We start from the raw sequence: 21,949 nt of genomic DNA, 5'->3' as shown, positions 1-21,949 counted from the left end.
TGGGGTGTATATGGAGGTAATCACGCAGTAATTCTGATGTCGATCGCGCAGACTCCTCTTCATGGAACCCGCCTGACGGGTAATGCAAATTTCCGAGGAGCCTGGAGATCGACCATGAGTCACTTCATAGATCGGCTGAATTTCTTCCGCAAGGCCCGCGAGCCCTTCGCCAACGAACACGGCGAACTGCGCAGCGAATCCCGCCAATGGGAAGATAGTTATCGTGCCCGCTGGCAGCACGACAAAGTGGTCCGCAGCACCCACGGTGTGAACTGCACCGGTTCGTGTAGCTGGAAAATCTACGTCAAAAACGGTCTGGTGACCTGGGAGACCCAGCAGACTGACTACCCCCGTACCCGTCCCGACCTGCCTAACCATGAGCCGCGTGGCTGCCCCCGCGGTGCCAGCTACTCCTGGTATCTGTACAGCGCTAACCGCCTCAAGTATCCATTAGTGCGCAAGCCGCTGCTGGCGCTATGGCGCGAAGCGCTCAAGGCTAACCCAGACCCGGTAGATGCCTGGGCATCTATTGTCGAAGACCCCGCCAAGACCAAACAGTACAAGCGTGCTCGCGGCATGGGCGGCTTCGTTCGCGGTAACTGGGACGAGCTCAACGAGCTGGTCGCGGCTTCGAACGTTTACACCGCCAAACAGTACGGCCCCGATCGGATTATCGGCTTCTCGCCGATTCCTGCCATGTCGATGGTCAGCTACGCCGCGGGTAGCCGCTACCTCTCGCTGATTGGCGGTGTCTGCATGAGCTTCTACGACTGGTACTGCGATTTGCCGCCGGCGTCACCGATGACCTGGGGCGAGCAGACCGACGTACCTGAGTCCGCTGACTGGTACAACTCCGGCTACATTATTGCCTGGGGCTCCAACGTGCCCCAGACGCGTACCCCGGATGCCCACTTCTTTACCGAAGTACGTTACAAAGGCACCAAAACGGTCTCGATTACCCCGGACTACGCCGAGGTCTCCAAACTCACCGACGAGTGGCTCTCTGCTAAGCAGGGCACCGATGCCGCCCTGGCAATGGCCATGGGCCACGTGATCCTCAAAGAGTTCCACCTCGATAATCCCAGTGCCTACTTCACCGACTACGTGCGCCGCTATACCGATATGCCGTTCCTGGTGGAATTAGAAGCGCGTGAAGACGGCAGCTTCGCACCGGGTCGCCAATTGCGGGCCAGCGACTTTGATGCCGCCCTGGGTCAGGAAAACAATCCCGAGTGGAAAACTGTCGCCTGGGACGAAACCCGCGACCAGCTGGTGGTACCACGCGGTTCCATCGGTTTCCGCTGGGGCGAAACCGGCGACGAAGTGGGCAAATGGAACCTGGAATCGCTGGACGCCGCAGGCACTGAAATAAAGCCGTTGCTCAGTTTGGCCAACCACCACGATAGCGTCGCGCGCGTGGCGTTCCCTTACTTCGGTGGCATCGAGCACGAGCACTTTGAGCATGTCAAAGGGGCTGGTGTTGGCGCCGCCGATGACCTTCTGTTCCATAACTTGCCCGCCAAGCGCTTGAAGAGAGCCGATGGCAGCGACATGCTTGCGGTCACCGTTTTTGATCTGATGTGTGCCAACTACGGCATCGACCGTGGCTTTGTCGGCGACGGCGAAGATGATGGTGCGACCTCATTTGATCAGGTTCGCCCTTATACCCCTGCATGGCAGGAGAAAATCACCGGCGTTTCGGCTGAGCAGTGCACCCGTATTGCTCGTGAGTTCGCCGACAACGCCCATAAAACTAACGGGCGTAGCATGATCATCGTCGGTGCCGGTATGAACCACTGGTACCACATGGATATGAACTACCGCGGCCTGATTAACATGCTGGTCATGTGCGGCTGTATCGGCCAGAGCGGTGGTGGCTGGGCGCACTATGTGGGTCAGGAAAAGCTACGCCCGCAAACCGGCTGGACCCCGTTGGCCTTCGGCCTCGACTGGCAGCGTCCGCCGCGCCATATGAACTCTACCTCGTTCTTCTACAACCACTCCTCCCAGTGGCGCTACGAGAAGCTGGAGATCAAGGAGATCCTTTCGCCGCTGGCCAAGGCTGAGGATTATCCTGGTAGCCTGATCGACTTTAACGTGCGCGCTGAGCGCATGGGCTGGCTGCCGTCAGCACCTCAACTGGGCACTAACCCACTGCGCCTGGCCAAAAAAGCCGAAGCCGCGGGCATGTCCACCGCTGACTACGCGGTGCAGCAACTTAAAAGTGGTGAGCTGGCCTTTGCCGCGGAAGATCCGGACAACGCCCAGAACTTCCCGCGCAACATGTTCATCTGGCGCTCGAACTTACTGGGCAGTTCCGGTAAAGGTCACGAGTACATGCTCAAGTACCTGCTGGGGACCCGCCATGGCATCCAGGGCAAAGACCTGGGTGACTTCGGTGGCCAGAAACCCGAAGAAGTGAAATGGCACGAAGAGGCGCCGGAAGGCAAACTCGACCTGCTGGTGACCCTCGACTTCCGCATGTCCACCACCTGTCTCTACTCGGATATCGTGCTGCCTACGGCCACCTGGTACGAGAAGGACGACCTCAACACTTCCGACATGCATCCGTTCATTCACCCACTGACCGCGGCCACCGACCCAGCCTGGGAATCGCGCAGCGACTGGGATATTTACAAGGGGATTGCTAAGGCGTTCTCCAAGGTATGCGTAGGGCACCTGGGCGAAGAGACCGACTTGGTCACCCTGCCCATGCAGCACGACTCCCCGGGTGAACTGGCCCAACCGCAAGTACTGGATTGGAAAAAAGGCGAGTGCGCGCCGATTCCCGGTAAAACCATGCCTTCGCTGATCGAGGTCAAGCGTAACTACCCCGAGACCTACGAACGCTTCACCTCTGTTGGACCGTTGCTGGAAAGTATTGGCAACGGCGGCAAGGGTATTGCCTGGAACACCGATGCTGAAGTCGAGCTGCTGGGTAAGCTCAACCATCGCAAGCTGGACGGCCCGCATAAAGGGCGCCCACTGATCGACAGCGCTATTGATGCCGCCGAGATGATTCTGACCCTGGCTCCGGAAACCAACGGCGCCGTGGCAGTAAAAGCGTGGGAAGCGCTTTCCAAAATTACCGGGCGCGACCACACCCACTTGGCGACGCCTAAGCAGGAGGAGAAGATCCGCTTCCGCGATGTGGTCGCCCAGCCACGCAAGATCATCTCTAGCCCCACGTGGTCGGGTCTTGAGGATGAGCACGTCTCTTACAACGCTGGCTATACCAACGTTCATGAGCTAATTCCATGGCGCACGGTGAGCGGCCGCCAGCAGTTCTATCAGGATCACGCCTGGATGCGAGCTTTCGGTGAAAGTCTGCTGGTCTATCGCCCGCCCATCGATACCAAAGCGGCCAAAGGCTTCACGCTACCTGCCGACAACGGCTTCAAGAGCAAGGCGCTGAACTTCCTCACGCCACACCAGAAGTGGGGGATTCACTCCACTTACTCGGACAACCTGCTGATGCTGACGCTTAACCGCGGCGGCCCGGTGGTATGGCTGTCCGAGGCTGACGCTGCCTCGATTGATATCGAGGACAACGACTGGATCGAGGTTTACAACGCCAACGGCTCGATTGCTGCGCGGGCGGTGGTTAGCCAGCGCGTCAAAGATGGCATGGTGATGATGTACCACGCCCAAGAGCGCCAGGTGAACGTACCCGGCTCTGAGATTACCGGCACCCGGGGTGGCATCCACAACTCGGTTACCCGAGTTTGCCCCAAGCCTACCCATATGATCGGTGGCTACGCGCAGCTCTCTTACAGTTTTAATTACTACGGCACCGTCGGCTCAAATCGCGATGAGTTCGTGTTAGTGCGCAAGATGAAACACGTTGACTGGCTGGATGGTGAAGGCAATGACAGCGTTCAGGAGGCCGTGAAATGAAAATTCGTTCCCAGGTAGGCATGGTTCTCAATCTTGATAAGTGTATTGGTTGCCACACCTGTTCGGTGACCTGCAAAAATGTCTGGACCAGTCGCGAAGGTATGGAGTACGCCTGGTTCAACAATGTCGAGACCAAACCCGGTATCGGCTACCCCAAAGAGTGGGAGAATCAGGCTAAATGGAAAGGCGGCTGGATGCGCCGTACAGATGGTCGGATTGAACCGCGCATTGGGGGTAAGTGGCGGGTATTGGCGAACATCTTCGCCAACCCCGACCTGCCTGAAATGGACGACTACTACGAGCCGTTCACGTTCGACTACCAGCACCTGCACTCCGCCAAGATCGGCGAGCATCAGCCGGTGGCCCGCCCCCGTTCACTGATTTCCGGCGAACGCATGAAGAAGATCGAGTGGGGCCCCAACTGGGAGGAGATCCTAGGTACTGAGTTCGCCAAACGGCGTAAAGATGCCAACTTCGACAAGGTGCAGGCGGATATTTACGGCCAGTTCGAAAACACCTTCATGATGTATCTGCCGCGCCTGTGCGAGCACTGCTTGAACCCCACCTGCGTGGCCTCGTGCCCCAGCGGTGCGATCTACAAGCGGGAAGAGGACGGTATCGTTCTGATCGACCAGGACAAGTGTCGTGGCTGGCGGATGTGTATCTCTGGCTGCCCCTACAAGAAAATCTACTACAACTGGAAAACCGGTAAGTCTGAGAAGTGCATTTTCTGTTACCCGCGTATTGAGGCCGGCCAGCCGACCATCTGCTCAGAGACCTGTGTAGGTCGCATTCGTTACCTCGGTGTGTTGCTTTACGACGCCGACCGTATTGAGGAAGTAGCAAGCTCGCCGGACGAGCGCGACCTCTATCACCGCCAGTGCGACATCTTCCTCGATCCGCATGACCCGGAAGTGATTGCCCAGGCGAAAAAAGATGGCATTCAGGACAACGTTATCAAAGCGGCTCAGGCATCGCCCGTCTACAAAATGGCCATCGATTGGGGCTTGGCGCTGCCGCTGCACCCTGAATACCGCACGCTGCCGATGGTGTGGTACGTGCCGCCGCTGTCACCGATTCAGTCCGCCGCCGAGGCGGGGCATGTCGAGTTCGATGGCATCCTGCCCAAGATCGAATCGCTGCGTATCCCTGTGAAGTACCTAGCTAATTTATTGACTGCAGGCGAAGAGGCGCCCGTTGTGTTGGCACTAAAGCGCTTAATGGCGATGCGCGTTTACATGCGCGGCAAGCATGTGGATGGCGCGCCGAATGCCGAGGTGCTGGATGCGGTCGGTCTTAGTGTCGCTCAGGTGGAAGAGATGTATCGCTACTTGGCTATTGCCAACTACGAGGATCGGTTTGTGATCCCCACCAGCCATCGGGAAATGGCCACCGAAGCCTTCCCCGAGCGGGGAGGATGTGGCTTCACCTTTGGTGATGGTTGCCACGGTGAGAGCCAGCCCAACCTGTTTAACGGCCGTAAGCAGACCAGCGTTTTGGTAAAACCGGTAGAGGTCTTCGACCCGCAGCCACAACTTGAGGAGTCTCGTCATGACTGAAGCTGCTACCCAATCGCCGATCTCAGTAGAGCCGTCGTTCGAGCCGTTACAGGGCATGCGCAGCCTGCGTGTGCTGGCCCGTTTGCTCGATTACCCGACCCAGGAACTGCAGGATGCTTGCGGTGAACTCATCGAAATCCTCAATGCCGAGCGCCGCCTGGGGGCGGCTCTCAAGTCGTCGCTAATGGTGTGGTGTCAGCGTCTCCAAGATGGTGACTTGCTTGAGCTGCAGGCCGAATACGTCGCCATGTTCGATAAGGGTCGGGCTACGTCGCTGCTGCTATTTGAACACGTTCACGGCGAGTCCCGCGATCGTGGCCAGGCCATGGTGGATTTAATGGCCGAGTATAGCGCGGCCGGTTTCGAGCTGGACGCTCGGGAACTGCCCGACCACCTGCCGGTGTTTCTTGAGTATCTCTCACTGTGTGATGAAGCGGAGATCGGTCGCTGGCTGGGCGAAATACGCCACATCTTGGCGCTGCTCACCGCGCGGCTGGAAGAGCGGGGAGCTGATCACGCCCTGGTACCGCTTTCACTACTGGCGTTAGTGGGGGCTGAGGGCGATGTGGAAGAGCACCGTCTACAGGTTAAAAAAGAGGTGCCCGACAACACCCCCGAAGCGCTGGATGCAGTATGGGAAGAAGAGGCAGTGCGCTTTTCAGCCTCCTCAGACGAGGATTGTGCGCTGCAGTCCGCCGAAGGCCGCCGTCTGGCCGAGCGCAAACACACCGTACAGAGCCAGCCGGTACGCATCATGCCTGCCACTAATTCTCACCCTGCCAATCGTTAAAGGAGAAAGATCATGTTTGACGCGATTGCGCTTTATTTAAATCACCTTATCTACGGCTACTACCCCTATCTGGTTGGCACGGTCTTCCTGATCGGCAGCCTAATGCGCTACGACCATGGCCAGTTCACTTGGAAGACCGGTTCCAGCCAGATGCTGTCATCGAAGAATATGCGTCTGGCCAGCAATTTGTTTCATATCGGCATCATCGTGATTTTCTTTGGCCACTTGTTCGGCATGCTGACGCCGCACTGGGTTTACGACCGTTTCCTGCTCGCTAGCACCAAGCAACTGCTGGCCATCGTGATCGGTGGTATTGCTGGTGCCATGTGCCTGGTGGGGGGCGCTATGTTGCTGTATCGCCGTATCGCCAACGCTCGGGTGCGGGCTTCTTCCAGTGTTATGGATACTGCCATCCTGGGGTTGATCGTGTTCCAGGCGGCGCTGGGCATGGTCACCATTCTCTTCTCGCTGGGCCACATGGACGGCGCAATGATGGTCACCCTGGCGAGTTGGGCCCAGGCAATCGTCTTCTTCGGCGGCGGCGCTGCCAACTACATGGAAGAGGTCTCGTGGATCTACAAGCTGCACATCTTCGTGGGCCTGACCATCATCCTGCTATTCCCCTTTACCCGTCTGGTTCACGTTTGGAGCGTGCCGTTCGGATACATCACACGTAGGTACCAGCTGGTACGCCGTCGCGGCTAAAAACTGGCTTGTGCTCGGCCAGACGTAGAGGAGAAATACCATGCAGATGATTGATATTGAACAACTCCCTGGGGGCGTTTCCCCACCGCCGGTGCGTGTCGGTAACGCCGGTATCGATGAAGAAGCCATTGCGTTAGAGATGCAGTATCACCCCGCCGAAACGGCGGGGGAGGCCCAGCTTCAAGCGGCGCGCGCCTTAGTGGTTAAAGAGCTGCTGCGCCAGCGGGCCATTGAACTGGGTTTGTGGTCGGCCCAAGGGCAAGCGGAAGCTCAAGAGGACGCTGCGATTGCTGCCTTGCTCGAACAGGAGCTGGTAGTCCCCGAGCCTGAAGAGGCGGACTGCCGTCGCTTTTTTGACACGCATCGTGAGCGCTTTAGCGAACCTTCCCAATTGCGCGTTCGGCATATCCTGCTGGCAGCGGCGCCCGATGACTCACAGGGGCGCGACGAAGGATGCCAACTTGGAGAGAAGCTGATTAAACAACTCACGCTAATACCCGAACGTTTTGCTGAATTCGCCCAACACCACTCCGCGTGCCCTTCAAAAGAGCTGGATGGTGATTTGGGCTGGCTGGTGTCAGGGCAGACTGTTCCGGAGTTGGATCGCGCTTTGCAGCACTTACCCGAAGGTCTACACGAGCGCCCCTTGGCGTCTCGCTATGGTTGGCATGTGGTGAGTATTGACGAGCGGCGAGACGGTAGGGCGTTACCTTTCGATCAAGTGATTGACCGGGTGCGCCATAGCCTACGGGAACAGGCAACTCGACGTGCGCTGCGTCACTATTTGCTGGCGTTAGAGAGCGAAATAGGCGTCGAAGGGATTGTTCTGGATGACGATGCTGGCGGCAGCTTGATGCAATAGCTTGAAGCAATAGCAAAGCTAATAGGAGAGGCTTGATGTCCCATGTTCCTGTAGATGCTCTTTTCACTCCGCTCGGCATCGCGGTGCTAACGGTTTCCGATACCCGTGGTTTCGACGAGGATGGTAGCGGTGACCTGCTGGTTGAACATCTGAGCGAAAGCGGCCATATCCTGGTCGAGAGGCGCATCGTTTCTGATGATATCTACCAGGTTCGTGCCGTGGTCTCGGAGTGGATTGCTCGAACGGATGTCCACGCGATTCTGGTTAATGGCGGCACTGGCTTTACCGCCCGGGATACCACTCCCGAGGCGTTGATACCGCTGTTCGACAAAGCGATTGAGGGGTATGGCGAGCTGTTCCGCCACTACTCCCTGAAAACAATCGGCACAGCGACGATCCAGTCTCGCGCCGTAGCGGGGGTGGCCAACCGAACGATGATATTTGCGATGCCCGGTTCGCCCAAAGCGTGTGCCTTGGCGTGGGACAGGATTATTGCTTTGCAGCTGGACGCCCGCACTCGGCCCTGCAACTTCGCCGCCATGGTGCTGCCTTCAGCGACCCCGTGCAGTGGACGTCACACAGCGACTTCTTCCAATGAGGTGGAGCGCTTATGAACTGTCACTGCGCAGAAATAGTCACGCCCGGCTTGTTAGATCTGTTTGATGCGCGCCAACGGCTTATCGACGCAGCCACGCCCATTAATGCAGTAGAAACCATCACCCTAGAACAATCGACAGGGCGAGTGCTGGCAGAAACGCTGGTCGCTCCTCTCGATATGCCGGGGGTGGACAATAGCGCAATGGATGGTTACGCGCTGCGTCTAACCGACTACCAGTCTGCACCTGATGGACAAGGGCTGCCGGTGCTTCAGCGAGTACCCGCCGGGGCGGATGTGATGTTGCTGCCCCCAGGCGGCTGCGCACGTATTTTTACCGGCGCGCCAGTGCCCACGGGGGCCGATATGGTGGTGCCTCAAGAGCGGGTCACGCTGGATCAGCGCGGACATATTCATCTCGAAGGTAACCTGGCAGTAGGCGCTAATATTCGCCGTCAGGGAGAAGAGACTTGCGTAGGCGCCCCGCTATTGGCAGCGGGTGAGACGCTTACAGCGGCATCGATTGCGCTGCTGGCAAGTCACGGAATAAGTACTGTTACTGTTAAACGACGCCTGCGGGTGGCGCTACTCTCAACCGGTGATGAACTGATTGCCCCCGGAGCACAGCGATCGCCAGGGCAGGTTTATGACAGTAACCGAACCATGCTCAACGTACTGCTAGCCCAAGCGCAGTGCGATGTATTGGATCTTGGCGTCATTGCTGATTCGCCCCAGCCGCTGAATCAGGCGTTTGACCATGCCCAAACCGTTGCGGATGTGGTGGTATGCACCGGGGGCGTTTCGGTAGGCGAAGAGGACCACGTTCGTCCGGTGATCGAGCAGCGCGGTGGACTACATTTTCATGGTGTCGCGATGAAACCGGGAAAACCCTTTGCGTTCGGTTATCTTGGCTCGGCGCCATCTTCTGTCACGCCGCTTATTGCGCTGCCGGGTAACCCCGTGGCATCCCTGGTAGGCTGGCAACTGCTGGCGCTGCCTTTTATTCACGCCATGCAAGGTAGATTTGTTGCCGCACTTCAGTGTTTCCCCGTAAAAGCAGGCTTTTCTCAGCGCGGCCCCCAAGGGCGGAGCGAACTCTTACGGGTAGCACTGGACTGGACAAACGGGGCGCCGGCGGCGCAATTAGCAGGCGGGCAAGGGTCACATATGCTCAGCGCGGCTAGCCAAGCCGATGGTTATTTAATGATTACCCCCGCAACAGATGTGGTCGAAGGGAGCGCCTACCACTACTACCCCATTAATCAGTTCTCCGTATGAGCTTCTATACCCACAGCGGCGGCTGATATTGTTTGCCTATTCAAGGAGAGGGTATGTCTTCACACCACAAACCACGCACATTGGTATATGCCTGCTCCGGCTGCTCTGATGTTGCGCAACTTGCCAATAGTGTCGCTCTGCGTCTTGATCATGCAGGGGAGGCAGAAATGTCCTGCATTGCGGGCGTAGGTGGTGGTGTGCCTGGCCTGGTTCGTACAGCCCGTAGCGGGCGGCCGATCGTAGCCATCGACGGGTGTCAGATGCATTGCGCCAGCCACTGTCTCTCCAAAGCAGGTGTTACACCCACCGAGCATGTAAAACTCTACGAAAATGGCCTGCGCAAGCGGCGGGGCCAATTTTATGATGAGGAAACCGTTGAAGAGGTCACGGCCGAAGTGAAAGGGCTCATAGCTCGTCTACCCGTTAACACCAGTGCCCAAGCAGAGGAGCCCTCAGAATGAGTGCGCTAGTCGATGGGTTTGGCCGTACGGTGCGTTACCTGCGCATATCGGTGACTGATCGTTGTGATTTTCGCTGTGTTTATTGCATGGCTGAGGAGATGACCTTCCTGCCTCGGGCCCAACTACTTACCCTTGAAGAGATAGCCACGCTGTCGCAGGCCTTCGTCGAGCTGGGGGTGGAAAAAATCCGCCTAACTGGCGGGGAGCCGCTGGTACGCCAGGGCGTATTAACGCTAGTGCAAAAACTCGGTGAATTGGAAGGCCTGCGCGAGCTGGCCATGACCACCAACGGCTCAGGGCTTGTCAAACATGCCGATGCATTGCGGCAAGGCGGGTTAGATCGACTCAATATCAGCCTCGACTCGCTCAAGCCCGAGCGCTTTAAAGCATTAACCCGGACAGGTGACCTAAGCCAAGTGATCGCCGGTATCCGCGCAGCACGCCAGGCTGGCTTTACGTCAATCAAACTTAATGCCGTACTGCTGAAGGGGCGTAATGATGATGAGATTCTTGATTTAGTCAGCTTCGCACGCGACGAAGAAGTGGATATTAGCTTTATAGAAGAGATGTCACTGGGCACAATTAGTGAACATAACCGTGGCGAAACCTACCTTTCCAGCGATGCAGTGCGCGAGACGATTGAACAGCACCATCAGCTTCTGCAGACCACTGAGACTTCTTTGGGACCTTCCCGTTATTACCGAATGCCGGGCAGTGCTTCGCGCATTGGTTTTATCTCTCCCCATAGTCATAATTTTTGCGATGCCTGTAACCGGGTAAGGGTGACGGCTGAGGGGCGGCTACTTCTTTGCCTGGGCAATGAGGACTCGGTTGATCTACGCGCCATAATGCGGCGCTACCCGGGTGACACCCACCGCCTAAAAGCGACCATTGTGGCTGCGGTGACGAAAAAGCCCGAGCGTCACTACTTTACTACTGACGGTGAGGTTCAGATCTTAAGGTTTATGAATGCAACAGGTGGCTAGAAAGGGTGAGTCGCTATTTTTAATGCAGGCGATTCAATGATTATCCATAAATAATTTTTTATCGAATGTGAGTCGAGGGTTAGTGCCTTTTAGGCCCCATCTAGCCCGCCATCGTCAAATAATGAAAGCTGCTGACGATTGGCGGGTTTTGCTTTTTTAGAGCGCTGAGCAGGCGGCAGCCGCTGGCTGGCAAGTTTATCCGCAATGACTTTGCTAGCTTCTCTGGCATCCGGTGTACGGCGAAGCTCATACAGCAGCTTCTTCCAGTGGCGCGCTTCGGCTTCGAAATCGTTCGGAATGGGGTAGTCGACGCCCGGCTGAAAGCCAAACCGTTGGCGTAGGCTTTCCGGCAGTGCCCAGGGCTTGGCGCGCCACTCTAACGGCAGAACCGTTAATTCCGGCACCCAGCGGGCGACAAACTCGCCGGTGGGGTCGTTATCTTCCGCCTGTTTGATAGGGTTATACACCCGCAGTGCATTAGTGCCCGTGGCACCAGCCTGCATCTGCACCTGGGGGTAGTGAATGCCGGGCTCAAAATCGGTAAATAGCCGCGCCAAGTGCAGGGCGGGTTCGTACCAATGCAGCCCAAGGCCAAAGGTGGCGTGGGAGATCAACATGGCGCGCATGCGAAAGTTGATCCAGCCGGTGGCGATTAGGCTGCGCATGCAGGCATCCACCAGCGGCACGCCGGTTTGGCCGCGCTTCCAGGCGATCAGGTTGGGATGTTCCGGGTCGCGCTCCCGCAGGCTGCGCAGCGCAGGGTGCAGAGTTTGTGACTCAATACTGGGTTCGCTTTCGAGCTTTTGAATAAAGTGGCAGTGCCAGTGAAGCCGGGAGGCGAAGGCGCGCAGCGAACGTGACCACGGTGTGTCTTCAGCATGCTTTTTGCGCTGGCGGCGCAGCGACTGCACCACTTCACGCATTGAGAGGGTGTCCCAGGCCAAGTGGGGCGAAAGCCTTGAGCCAAACTCCCAGGCCAGCAGCGGTTTAGAAAGAGAGCCGCGATAGCGAAGCCCGCGCTGGTTTATGAAGCTGAGCCACACTGCTCGGCCTTCGCTGCGGCCACCGGGCTGGCGCTCGGGGCAGGGCGTGGTATCAAATCCCAGCGTCAGGCCATGAAGCTGATCAACGTTAATGTGGTGAAATGGTTGCCAATCTTGAGCTGCCTGGGCGTTTTGTGGAGCAGTGGCGGTGGGCGCCGTCATGAGCGTTTCCCACTGATTTTCCCAGGCGTTGCGGTCATCTACTCTGGATGTTAAACCACGCACGACGCCGTGCTGGCGCGCTTCATGCCATGGCGTGCCGTGTTGTTGGCACCATGCCTTGACGCTAAGGTCGCGGGCAAAGCTCCAGGCGTTACCGGTCTCTTCGTGGGAGTGCAGGGCAAACTCCCCATAGCGTGCTTTCAATGCGGTTAATAAATCGACAATATCGCCTTGCCAAATACATAGCGGCAGGCCCACTGTTTCCAGTGCGTTTGAAAGGTCGATAAGGGAGTCAGCGGAAAACTGCCAGTGGCGCAGCGCGCTGTCTGGGGCTTGCCACTGCTCTGGCTCAATGGCGAATATGGGCAACACGGGGCCAGCCGCGGCGGCATTAGAAAGCAGCGCATGATCATGAATGCGTAAATCGCGTTTGAACCAAACGACCTGGATAGGTGCCTTAGCCATTAGCCGTGAAGCCTATTCGTCACCAAGCTATTCGTCATGAACCGATGGCGTTACCATCAAGCCAGCATTTACGTAATCCATTCAGCAGAACTCTTCTAACAGGAGCGCCATAATGTATATCGCCATGAACCGTTTTCGGATTGCCCCAGGCCGCGAAGAGGACTTTTTAGAGGTGTGGCGCAACCGTGACTCTCACCTGGATGAGGTGCCGGGCTTCAAGCAATTTAAGATGCTGCAGGGTGAAAGCCAGGAAGATCACACCGTGTTTATCTCCCACAGCGTGTGGGAATCAGAAGAAGCTTTCCGCGCCTGGACCAAGTCAGACGCATTCCGCAAAGCTCACGCTAATGCCAAGGCGCCGGAGGGTATCTATCTCGGCCCGCCCAAATTTGAAGGCTATGAGGTGGTGCTTTAATCGCCCTTTAGCCCCTTAATTAGAAAAAGGCCAAGCCAATAGAAAGCAGCACACTGTAAAAAAGCGTCGAGATAGCTGTTTTCTTCAGCATGCCAGTCAGGATTTCGCCATCACGGGTATGGCGTAATGCTCTGGCGGCATCCGTCAGTGGCTTGGCCACCAGCAGGCAGCTCCACCCTACCAGTGGTACAGGCAGCACGACTAGGTAAACAAGGGTCAGCAGTAGCGCCAATCCCAGCAGCGCCCAGTGGTATTTAATGGCGTTTTCTCGACCCAGGCGCACCGCCAAGGTTATTTTGCCGTTGCGTGCATCGCTTTCAATATCGCGCACATTGTTCACATTGAGTACGGCGGTAGCCAGCAGCCCGCAAGCGGCGGCAGGTAGCAACGGCAGCCAGCTTAGCTGTTGTACGTGAAGGTAGTAGGTGCCTAAAACGCCTAATAAGCCGAAAAACATAAAGACGGCAATATCCCCCAGCCCACGATAGCCATAGGGTGTGCCCCCCAGGCCAACGGTATAGGTCACGGCGGCTAATAAAGAGGCGGCACCTAGCAGCAGGAAAGTGACAATCTGCCCCCACTGGTTGCCAAAGGCGGTCACCAATAATGAAAGCCCTAGCAGCGCCGCCAAAATTGTCGTAATGACCATCCCTGCGCGCATCGCCTGTGGTGTTAGCAAGCCAGAAGAAACCGCTCGAACCGGCCCAATACGTGACTGATCGTCGGCACCAGAAGCCGCGTCGCCATAGTCATTCGCTAGATTAGAGAGTATCTGTAGTGCAATGGCGGTCAGCAGGGCAAGCACAAGTACTGTCATGTTAAGAGCATCCACACTCGCCGCCAGCCCAGTGCCCAACAGGATAGAAGCGCACGCCAACGGTAGCGTGCGGGGGCGTGCGGCTAACAGCCATGCTTGGTAGTGGCGGGGCTTACTGTTTTGTTCCATTCCGTCGTTATTCCTGTTGACCGTTTTCATTTTAGAAGCGTTAGCGGGGTAATCGTCAAACATTCAGAAATGTATGATTAACTGCTAAAAAGTAGATCTACGTCAAAATATGCCGCGTCATCTTGCCTCACACTGCCAACACCCCTTGAGCAGGAGTTTACGCGATGATTGGCGACTTATTTAGACATAATAAATATATGGCGGTAGTTTGGTTACTGCTAAGACTCTATTTAGGCATCACTTGGCTGACGCTTGGTATCGGTAAGATGACCGGTGGTTTTAATGCCGAAGGCTTTCTGCGCAATGCTGTGGCCAATCCCGTGATGCGAGAAGGCAGCGCGATTTACCCTAATTATGTCGCTTTCCTTGAGAACTTTGCGCTGCCCAATGTGGATGTGATCAATATTATGATACCGCTAGGTGAGGTGTTGGTTGGCCTTGGCTTGATCGTAGGCGTATTGACCTCCTTCGCTGCGTTTTTCGCCATTGTGATGAACATGTCTTTCTTGATGGCAGGCACGGTGTCTACCAATCCGTGGATGATTGCGCTGACGTTCTTCTTGCTAGTGGCAGGTGCTAATGCCGGTCGGCTTGGCGGTGATCGCTGGGTGCTACCCTATATTAAGAACAAGCTAGGCTTAAGGTATCAAGCGGCCGCCAGCAGGTAATTGAAAGCGCTGGCCTAACAGGCGGACTATGCACTCGAACTATGCACTCGAACTATGCACTCTAACAATGCAATCTAACCCTATTGAAACCCTCAGGCATCAGTTGGACACACTTTGCCCTACTGCTCAAAAAGGGGTTGTCCGCCTAAGCGCCCCTTATCAGGTGAACGACCTGATGGGGTGGCTAAATATGCAAAGCGTGTATCCCCGACTCTATTGGCAATCACGCGATGCGGGTGCCGTCGAGTATGCGCTGCTGGGGGCTGTTAACACCTTTGACTCTCTAGCGGCGCTGGAGATTGACCTTGTCGCGCAGGCCGATATTGGCGGCCAGCAGCCGGACTATTTTGGCGGTATGGCCTTCGACCCACACACGCCAGGATGGGAGCACTTTCCCGCCTGCCACTTTGTGCTGCCGCGTATCGAGCTTAAACGTGATCAAGGGGTCTTGACGCTATCACTTAATCTGCGTTTCGATGACCGCTGCCCCACTGCCGAAATCGCCCAGGCCCGTGCCTGTTTAGACACCCTGGTAGCAGAGCAGCCGCTGCCTCGTTTGCAGCCTCTGGTTTACCAGCGTGAAGACTGCCCCAGCCAACAGGAGTGGGCGGCTTGGGTGGGGCAGGTGACGAACCCCGACCACCTAGTGCATACGCCCAAGGTGGTACTTTCCCGTGAAACGCGCCTGACAACACCTGAAACGCCTAACCCTTGGGCGCTATTGTCACGCTGGCAGGCGGGTGCCGCTGACTGTTTTCACTTTGGCATCCAATTGGCAGCCCATAAGACGTTTATCGGCTGCCCACCGGAGAGGCTCTATAAGCGTGAAGGCAGGCACTTAATGACCGAGGCGCTAGCAGGCACAACACGCCGTGGGCGTGATGCCTCGCAAGACCAAGCGCTTGCCGCTGAGTTGCTGGCAGATAAGAAAAATACGCTGGAAAACCAGTGCGTGTATCAGCAGCTGCTAACTCATCTTGAACTCCTTTCAGATCACGTAAATATGGGCGAAGCACATACTGTTAAGCTGCGCTCTATACAGCATATCCGCCGTTTGATTCACGCCGAACTTAATAGCAATATCACCGACCAGCAACTGCTTTCAGCACTGCCCCCAACGCCAGCGGTGGGCGGCGTCCCCCGTGAGTCGGCACTGGCGTTTATTCGCCAACATGAACGCCATCAACGGGGTTGGTACGCGGGCGTGTTCGGCAGAATCAGCCACATGAGTAGCGATTTGGCGGTAACCATTCGCTGCGCTCATATCGGCCCAACAGCGATTCGGCTCTATGCTGGTGCAGGTATCGTGGCAGGTTCCCAGCCAGACGAGGAGTGGCGGGAGCTGGATACTAAAATCGCCGATATTATGTCGCTGCTAGGGATGGGATAACACATATGACAGCATCTATATCGAGCGGCGTTGCCAAGCACGATTGTGCGAAAGAGAGCTTTGCGAAAGCGCATGCCACCTTTAATCACGTTTGGGCGGCGCTAATGTTGGAGGAACTCTACCGCTTAGGCGTGCGCGATGTAGTGGTGGCACCGGGTTCTCGCTCGTCGCCTCTAACCATGGTCGCCAGCGAACATATTGGACTGCGCTGCCACTGCCATTTTGACGAGCGTGGGCTGGGATTTATGGCGCTGGGTATTGCCCGGGGCAGTCATCGGCCGGTGGTGGTTATTACGACGTCAGGCACCGCCGTGGCCAACCTCTACCCGGCAGTGGTGGAAGCCAATTTGCTTGGCGTACCGCTGATAGTGCTCTCCGCTGACCGTCCCATTGAGCTGCTGAATAACGGCAGCAATCAGGCCATTGACCAACGGGATATCTTCTCCCCCCACACGACTGTTCACCACGACCTGCCACCGCCCGATACTGAGATAAAAGCAGCGTTTCTACTTAGCACGATTGATCAAGCGGTTGATCAGCAGCGCCGTACTTCTGGGCCCATTCATATCAACTGCCGTTACCGTGAACCGCTTTACCCCGGTAGTTGCTTGGTGGATGCCAGTGACTATCTTGCCCCGCTGAGACATTGGCTGACGGGCTCAACACCGTGGAGTGATTGGCCCTCCAGCACTGCAATTCCTGCTCTCAAGGACGATTGGAAAGTGTTTGCCCAGCATAAAGGAGTGATTGTTGTCGGCAGTGTGGATGATTTCCAACAAGCGCAGCAGGTGGTTGAGTTATCCAAGCAGCTGGGCTGGCCACTGCTGGCGGATTTGCAGAGTCAGCTTCGTTTTGATCCTTATAACCTGATCCATTTTGATCTGGCGCTACATGACGAACGCTTTAGCGCTGAGCTCGCTAAAGCCGAGGTGCTGCTGCAGTTTGGCGGGCGGTTAATTTCCAAGCGGCTGTCTCAATTTATTGCCCAGCAGCCCTGGCAGGATGTCTGGTTGGTTGAGCCGCTGCCCCAGCGGTTGGACCCTGATTACTGTGTTAAGCGCCGTTTGACATGCTCGCCTGCCGACTTTATCGCTGATTTACCGGCTCTTCCCGAGCAACCTCCTTGGCATCAATTGGCTAACCTCCAGCGCCGCACCAGTCAGCTTATTGAGAAGTTCTGTATAGCATTCTCAGAGTTGGGTGTCTGCCACCAGCTAGCGCAGCTAGCTAGAGGGCAACTGTTTATAGGCAACAGCCTGCCTGCACGGCTTATGAATATGCTGGGTACGCATCGCCAAACACCGCTGCGGGTATTTGCCAATCGCGGTGCGTCCGGTATCGATGGATTGATTGCCACTGGCTATGGCATTAGCTGCTCTCGCCAAGAGCCCATCACTATTTTGCTGGGAGATACCAGCGCGTTACATGACCTCAATAGCCTGGCGTTGCTGAAACAAGCCACCCAGCCACTGGTGGTGGTTATCCTCAATAACGATGGCGGCAGTATTTTCCATATGCTGCCCGTGCCTAAAGAGGGGGAGCTGCTGGAGCGCTATTATCGACAGCCTCACGGCTTAAGCTTCGAGCATGCGGCGCAGATGTTTGGGCTTGGCTACGTTGCGCCAGCGTCACTGGACGCCTTTGCGACAGCCTATAGCCAAGCTCTAACGGTGGGGGTTACGTTGATCGAGGTTAACGTACCCCATCAACAGGTCGCCGATGATCTGACAGCGCTAGGAGCCGCAATTCGGGAGGAACAGGATGAGCGACGAATTTAAGCAAAAGGCATCCAAGCCAACCCTGGTCATGCTGCACGGCCTGCTGGGCGACCGCCACGATTGGGCGGGGGTGAGTGATGGCTTGGAAGGCGTTGATTGCTTAGCGTTGGACTTGCCTGGCCATGGCGAAAATCACCGCGTCCAGACCGCCACTTTTGAGGCGTTTCACTATTGGCTTACTGACACACTGGTGACTCACGGTATTCGCCGCTATTGCCTGCTGGGCTACTCCCTGGGCGGGCGCTTGGCGCTTTACCACGCCAGCCGTCAGCCATTAGATCTTGCCGCCCTCTGGTTGGAAAGCGCCCATCCAGGGCTGGCTACCAGCGAGCGACCCGCCCGCATTGCCCATGATGAACGCTGGGCAACACGTTTCGAGCAGGAACCAATAGAGGGGGTACTGACTGACTGGTACCAACAACCGGTGTTTTCCGACCTAACCGAGGCCCAGCGTCGTCGGCAGATTCAACGCCGTCTTGCTAATCATGGGCCGGCTGTCGCGAATATGCTGCGTGCCACGTCACTCGGCAAGCAACCGTCGCAATGGGCGTGGCTGGCAAACACGTCGCTACCGGTCAGCTATTTTTCAGGTCTTCGGGATGCCAAGTTTCATAAATTGGCATCCCGTTTGGCTGCTAGGGCTCCCCACCTGCGTCATATCACGCTGGAGGGGGGACACAATCTCCATTTCGAGCTACCAGAAGCGCTCTCGCAGCAGCTTAACGCTTGGTATGGCCTCCTTGAATAAGCAAGGATTAGGTAAACAGCATTAACCAGGGCAGACCAATGACTAGCCAAGCGACTAGGAAGATGAGCCCGAAAATTGCCCCAAGGCGCCAGAAGAGAGCGCTAGGCAAGTAGCCGCTGCCATAGTAAACCGGGCTTGGTCCTGTGCCGTAGGGCGTGAGAATACCCATAAAGCCCAGCGTGGGAAGTAGCAGCAGAACAAATATCTGCATATCCAACCCGGCAATCCCCGACGCTGCTGCAAGAATCACCGGCAGCAGAGCGGTAACGTGCGCTGTCACGCTGGCGAAGAAATAGTGAAGTAGATAGAAGATGGCAACCAGTGCCACCATGGCCATCAGCGGATTAAAGTGACTGATCTGCCCACCGACCACATTACCAAACCAACTCACGAAACCCACCTGACTCAGCCCGCCTGCCAGTGCCACTAAGGTGGCGAACCATACAAAGGTATTCCAGGCAGCATTGTTATTGAGGATGTCATTCCAGGTGACGATGCCAGTTAACAGCATGCCACAGATCACCACCAGCCCTACTAGCGAAGCAGAGATAATGCCGCCGCCAAAAATCCATAGCAGCAGGGCAGTCACGACCATTACCACCAGAAAGACCTCTTTACGGGTGAGGGCGCCTAATTGTTTTAGTTCGTCTCTTGCCCAATCAGAGATTTCATGGCCCGCTTTCACCTCGGGGCCGCAAAGCCAGTAGCACAGCAGCGGCACCATTAGCAGCAGCAAAATACCGACTGGAGCAATGGCCATAAACCATTGCCCCCAGTTGATTTTGATGCCGGTTGTGCTTTCGGTCAGGGCGACGGCTAACAAGTTGGGGGCCATCGCCGTAAGAAATAACGAGCTGGTCACGCAGGTAGAGGCCAGCGCTGTCCACATTAAAAAGCTACCCATGCGCTTCATGCTTGGGTCGTTGGGGTGCGAATCGTAAAGGGGGGGAAGATTGCGAATTACCGGATAAATGGTGCCTGCACTACGCGCGGTATTGGAGGGTGTAAAAGGAGCAAGAATGGTATCCGAGATCATCACAGCGTAGCCAAGCGTAAGAGTACGCTTACCCATGGCATGCACCAGCCAGAGAGAAATACGCCTGCCAAGGCCAGTTTTCTCGTACCCCAAGGCAAACATAAAGGCCCCGAATATCAGCCATACGGTTGAGTTGGTGAACCCTGATACCGCCCATGAGAATGCTTGGTTGGCGGCATTAAACCCGTCTGCTGCCAGTTGATCCGGCGAGAAGAGCACCCAGGGCGAGAGTAGCGCAGCGAGGGTGACGCCGAGCAGCCCAATAACGGCGCCAGGAAGAGGTTCAAGAATCAAGCCAACCACGCAGCCAAGGAAGATGGCGAAAAAGTACCATGCGTGAGGCGCAAGCCCCGGTGGAGTGGGGATCAGCGCGACAATAATAGCGACTGCTAACGGCGCTAGTAGTTTCCACCGCGGTGAGGGTTGAGCATTGGTTGTCATGCGGCACCTCTACTTCTCTTAAGTATATTCAGAGCTACTCATTAATTTATTCTGAGCTACGAGGGCGCAAATCTCCCTATCGTCACCAATTAGCCTTTTAGGATTAAGTTACGTCAGCTAGGTGTGCGAGGCGAGAACGTTGAAGAGTACACCAAACGCCAGAATATACTCAGAAATCCTGATCCGCTTTGATGTACATCAAAATTTGTAGATAACTTTCAAGATACGGTTATGTAGAGGAAGATAACTAGATAATCATATTGGGGGTGAATAATCATGAGTGATCAGATCTCTCGTCGTACAGAAGAAGACCTGCTGGGCTGCAAAGAAGTAGATAGCCAGAATTATTATGGCATCCACACCTTACGGGCAAAGGAGAACTTCCAGCTTAGCTCCCAGACAATTTCCGACCTCCCTGATCTTGTGCGGGGTATGGTATTGACGAAGAAAGCGGCTGCTTTGGCCAACGGTGAGTTGGGTACGATAGAACCGTACATTGCCGATTATATTGTCGCAGCTTGCGACTTGATGTTGAACACAGGTAAAGGGTTCGATCAATTTCCCGTCGATGCTTTTCAAGGTGGTGCGGGTACTTCGGTCAACATGAATACCAACGAGGTGTTGGCCAATATTGCTCTGGAGTTGATGGGCCAGCCAAAGGGCAGCTACGACGTCATTGGCCCCAATGATCACGTCAATAAGTGTCAGTCAACCAATGATGCTTATCCCACCGGCTTTCGGGTAGCCCTGTTCAGCAGTTGCGATAGCCTGATAGCAGCGCTTGAGCGGCTAGCAGAGGTGTTTGAATCAAAAGCGGAAGCCTTTAAAGATATTCTAAAGATGGGGCGTACTCAGCTCCAAGACGCAGTACCCATGAGCCTGGGTCAGGAATTCCACGCCTACGCCGTGACGTTAAACGTGGAAGTGAGGAGTCTCCGTAGGTGCCGGGAATCACTGCTGGAGGTGAACTTAGGTGCCACCGCTATCGGCACTGGCATTAACTCACCGCCGGAGTATTCACTCTTGGCCATCACCAAGCTTGCTGAGATCACAGGCCAAGCTTATACGCCTGCAGAAGACTTGATTGAAGCCACCTCCGATTGTAATGCCTATGTGTTGCTGCACAATGCCTTCAAGCGGCTGGCAGTGAAATTATCAAAAATCTGCAACGACCTACGTTTACTGTCATCTGGTCCCCGTGCAGGGTTTAACGAGATCAATCTGCCCGAGCTGCAAGCGGGCTCCTCAATTATGCCAGCAAAAGTCAATCCCGTTATCCCTGAAGTCGTCAATCAAATCGCCTTCAAAGTGATTGGCAATGATGTGACGGTCACCCTGGCCGCCGAGGGAGGCCAGTTGCAGCTTAATGTCATGGAGCCGGTGATCGCCCAAACTATGTTCGAGTCGATCAATCTGTTGGAAAATGCCTGCATCACACTGGCCGACAAGTGTGTCGCTGGCATCACAGCCAACCCCGATGTATGCCGCGATTATGTGCTCAATTCAATTGGCATCGTTACCTACCTAAATCCTTACATTGGTCACCATGAAGGCGATATCGTAGGAAAAATCTGCGCTGAAACCGGCAAAAGTGTGCGCGAAGTGGTGCTGGAACGGCAGCTCCTCACTGCCGAGCAGCTCGATGAGATCCTCTCTATCGATAATTTGATGCGCCCGCAATATCGTGCCAAACGGTATACGCGTGCTTTGGGTGCCCAGTGAGC

At 55.9% G+C, this 21,949-nt stretch carries 18 protein-coding genes; 15 read left to right on the top strand and 3 right to left on the bottom strand.

Features of this window, described 5'->3' with window-relative positions:
- The first annotated feature begins 114 nt into the window (after positions 1-114).
- The 9 genes from ACQKE4_RS00950 to moaA are packed head-to-tail and all read left to right on the top strand — an operon-like array spanning position 115 to position 11,133.
- Positions 115-3,897, top strand: a complete 3,783-nt coding sequence (locus ACQKE4_RS00950) for a nitrate reductase subunit alpha (protein ID WP_427386492.1) — start codon at positions 115-117, stop codon at positions 3,895-3,897.
- Positions 3,894-5,456 (top strand): nitrate reductase subunit beta, encoded by a 1,563-nt coding sequence (gene narH / locus ACQKE4_RS00945; protein ID WP_427386491.1) that lies wholly within the window; start codon positions 3,894-3,896, stop codon positions 5,454-5,456. Before ACQKE4_RS00950 ends, narH begins: the two co-directional genes overlap by 4 nt.
- Entirely contained in the window at positions 5,449-6,246 is a 798-nt protein-coding gene (gene narJ / locus ACQKE4_RS00940; protein WP_427386490.1) for a nitrate reductase molybdenum cofactor assembly chaperone, read from the top strand. The genes narH and narJ overlap by 8 nt, the downstream gene beginning before the upstream one ends.
- Positions 6,247-6,258: 12 nt before the next feature.
- A complete protein-coding gene (gene narI, locus ACQKE4_RS00935; protein ID WP_290834955.1) occupies positions 6,259-6,951 on the top strand; it encodes a respiratory nitrate reductase subunit gamma in 693 nt (230 codons plus the stop codon).
- Between the two features lie 40 nt (positions 6,952-6,991).
- Positions 6,992-7,813: a peptidylprolyl isomerase gene (locus tag ACQKE4_RS00930; RefSeq protein WP_427386489.1), complete on the top strand. Its 822-nt coding sequence runs from the start codon at positions 6,992-6,994 to the stop codon at positions 7,811-7,813.
- A 35-nt stretch (positions 7,814-7,848) separates the two neighbouring features.
- Positions 7,849-8,427 (top strand): molybdenum cofactor biosynthesis protein B, encoded by a 579-nt coding sequence (gene moaB, locus ACQKE4_RS00925; protein ID WP_427386488.1) that lies wholly within the window; start codon positions 7,849-7,851, stop codon positions 8,425-8,427.
- Positions 8,424-9,686 (top strand): molybdopterin molybdotransferase MoeA, encoded by a 1,263-nt coding sequence (locus ACQKE4_RS00920; protein WP_427386487.1) that lies wholly within the window; start codon positions 8,424-8,426, stop codon positions 9,684-9,686. The genes moaB and ACQKE4_RS00920 overlap by 4 nt, the downstream gene beginning before the upstream one ends.
- Positions 9,687-9,739: 53 nt before the next feature.
- On the top strand, positions 9,740-10,147 hold the full coding sequence (locus ACQKE4_RS00915; RefSeq protein ID WP_290834963.1) for a putative zinc-binding protein: 408 nt from the start codon (positions 9,740-9,742) through the stop codon (positions 10,145-10,147).
- A complete protein-coding gene (moaA, locus tag ACQKE4_RS00910; RefSeq protein ID WP_427386486.1) occupies positions 10,144-11,133 on the top strand; it encodes a GTP 3',8-cyclase MoaA in 990 nt (329 codons plus the stop codon). Before ACQKE4_RS00915 ends, moaA begins: the two co-directional genes overlap by 4 nt.
- 89 nt (positions 11,134-11,222) lie before the next feature.
- Here the strand turns inward: moaA and ACQKE4_RS00905 are convergent, their stop codons facing one another.
- A complete protein-coding gene (locus tag ACQKE4_RS00905; protein WP_427386485.1) occupies positions 11,223-12,803 on the bottom strand; it encodes a deoxyribodipyrimidine photo-lyase/cryptochrome family protein in 1,581 nt (526 codons plus the stop codon).
- A 112-nt stretch (positions 12,804-12,915) separates the two neighbouring features.
- Here ACQKE4_RS00905 and ACQKE4_RS00900 point away from each other — a divergent pair, with 112 nt between their 5' ends.
- A complete protein-coding gene (locus tag ACQKE4_RS00900; protein ID WP_427386484.1) occupies positions 12,916-13,218 on the top strand; it encodes an antibiotic biosynthesis monooxygenase family protein in 303 nt (100 codons plus the stop codon).
- 19 nt (positions 13,219-13,237) lie between these two features.
- Here ACQKE4_RS00900 and menA read toward each other — a convergent pair whose 3' ends face one another.
- Positions 13,238-14,164 carry a 1,4-dihydroxy-2-naphthoate octaprenyltransferase gene (gene menA, locus ACQKE4_RS00895; RefSeq protein ID WP_427386483.1) on the bottom strand — a complete coding sequence of 309 codons (927 nt, stop codon included), beginning with the start codon at positions 14,162-14,164 and terminating at the stop codon, positions 13,238-13,240.
- A 164-nt stretch (positions 14,165-14,328) separates the two neighbouring features.
- Between menA and ACQKE4_RS00890 the strand changes: the two genes are divergently transcribed.
- From ACQKE4_RS00890 to menH, 4 genes are all read left to right on the top strand, one after another.
- Positions 14,329-14,832: a DoxX family protein gene (locus ACQKE4_RS00890; protein ID WP_427386482.1), complete on the top strand. Its 504-nt coding sequence runs from the start codon at positions 14,329-14,331 to the stop codon at positions 14,830-14,832.
- Between the two features lie 190 nt (positions 14,833-15,022).
- Positions 15,023-16,222, top strand: coding sequence for an isochorismate synthase (locus ACQKE4_RS00885; RefSeq protein WP_427386481.1), 1,200 nt, complete (start codon positions 15,023-15,025; stop codon positions 16,220-16,222).
- A gap of 5 nt (positions 16,223-16,227) precedes the next feature.
- Complete coding sequence (menD, locus tag ACQKE4_RS00880; RefSeq protein WP_427386480.1) at positions 16,228-18,000, top strand: 2-succinyl-5-enolpyruvyl-6-hydroxy-3-cyclohexene-1-carboxylic-acid synthase; 1,773 nt, start codon at positions 16,228-16,230, stop codon at positions 17,998-18,000.
- Positions 17,984-18,748, top strand: coding sequence for a 2-succinyl-6-hydroxy-2,4-cyclohexadiene-1-carboxylate synthase (menH, locus tag ACQKE4_RS00875; RefSeq protein ID WP_427386479.1), 765 nt, complete (start codon positions 17,984-17,986; stop codon positions 18,746-18,748). Before menD ends, menH begins: the two co-directional genes overlap by 17 nt.
- A gap of 7 nt (positions 18,749-18,755) precedes the next feature.
- Here the strand turns inward: menH and ACQKE4_RS00870 are convergent, their stop codons facing one another.
- Positions 18,756-20,225, bottom strand: a complete 1,470-nt coding sequence (locus ACQKE4_RS00870) for an anion permease (RefSeq protein ID WP_427028955.1) — start codon at positions 20,223-20,225, stop codon at positions 18,756-18,758.
- Between the two features lie 276 nt (positions 20,226-20,501).
- Here ACQKE4_RS00870 and aspA point away from each other — a divergent pair, with 276 nt between their 5' ends.
- Positions 20,502-21,947 carry an aspartate ammonia-lyase gene (gene aspA / locus ACQKE4_RS00865; RefSeq protein ID WP_427386478.1) on the top strand — a complete coding sequence of 482 codons (1,446 nt, stop codon included), beginning with the start codon at positions 20,502-20,504 and terminating at the stop codon, positions 21,945-21,947.
- The last annotated feature ends 2 nt before the right edge of the window (positions 21,948-21,949 follow it).

The organism is Halomonas sp. NPDC076908 (assembly GCF_050269715.1).
GTDB lineage: Bacteria > Pseudomonadota > Gammaproteobacteria > Pseudomonadales > Halomonadaceae > Vreelandella.
Note: the sequence above shows the minus strand (reverse complement) of the source record. Positions and strands in the feature narration are given on the sequence as shown.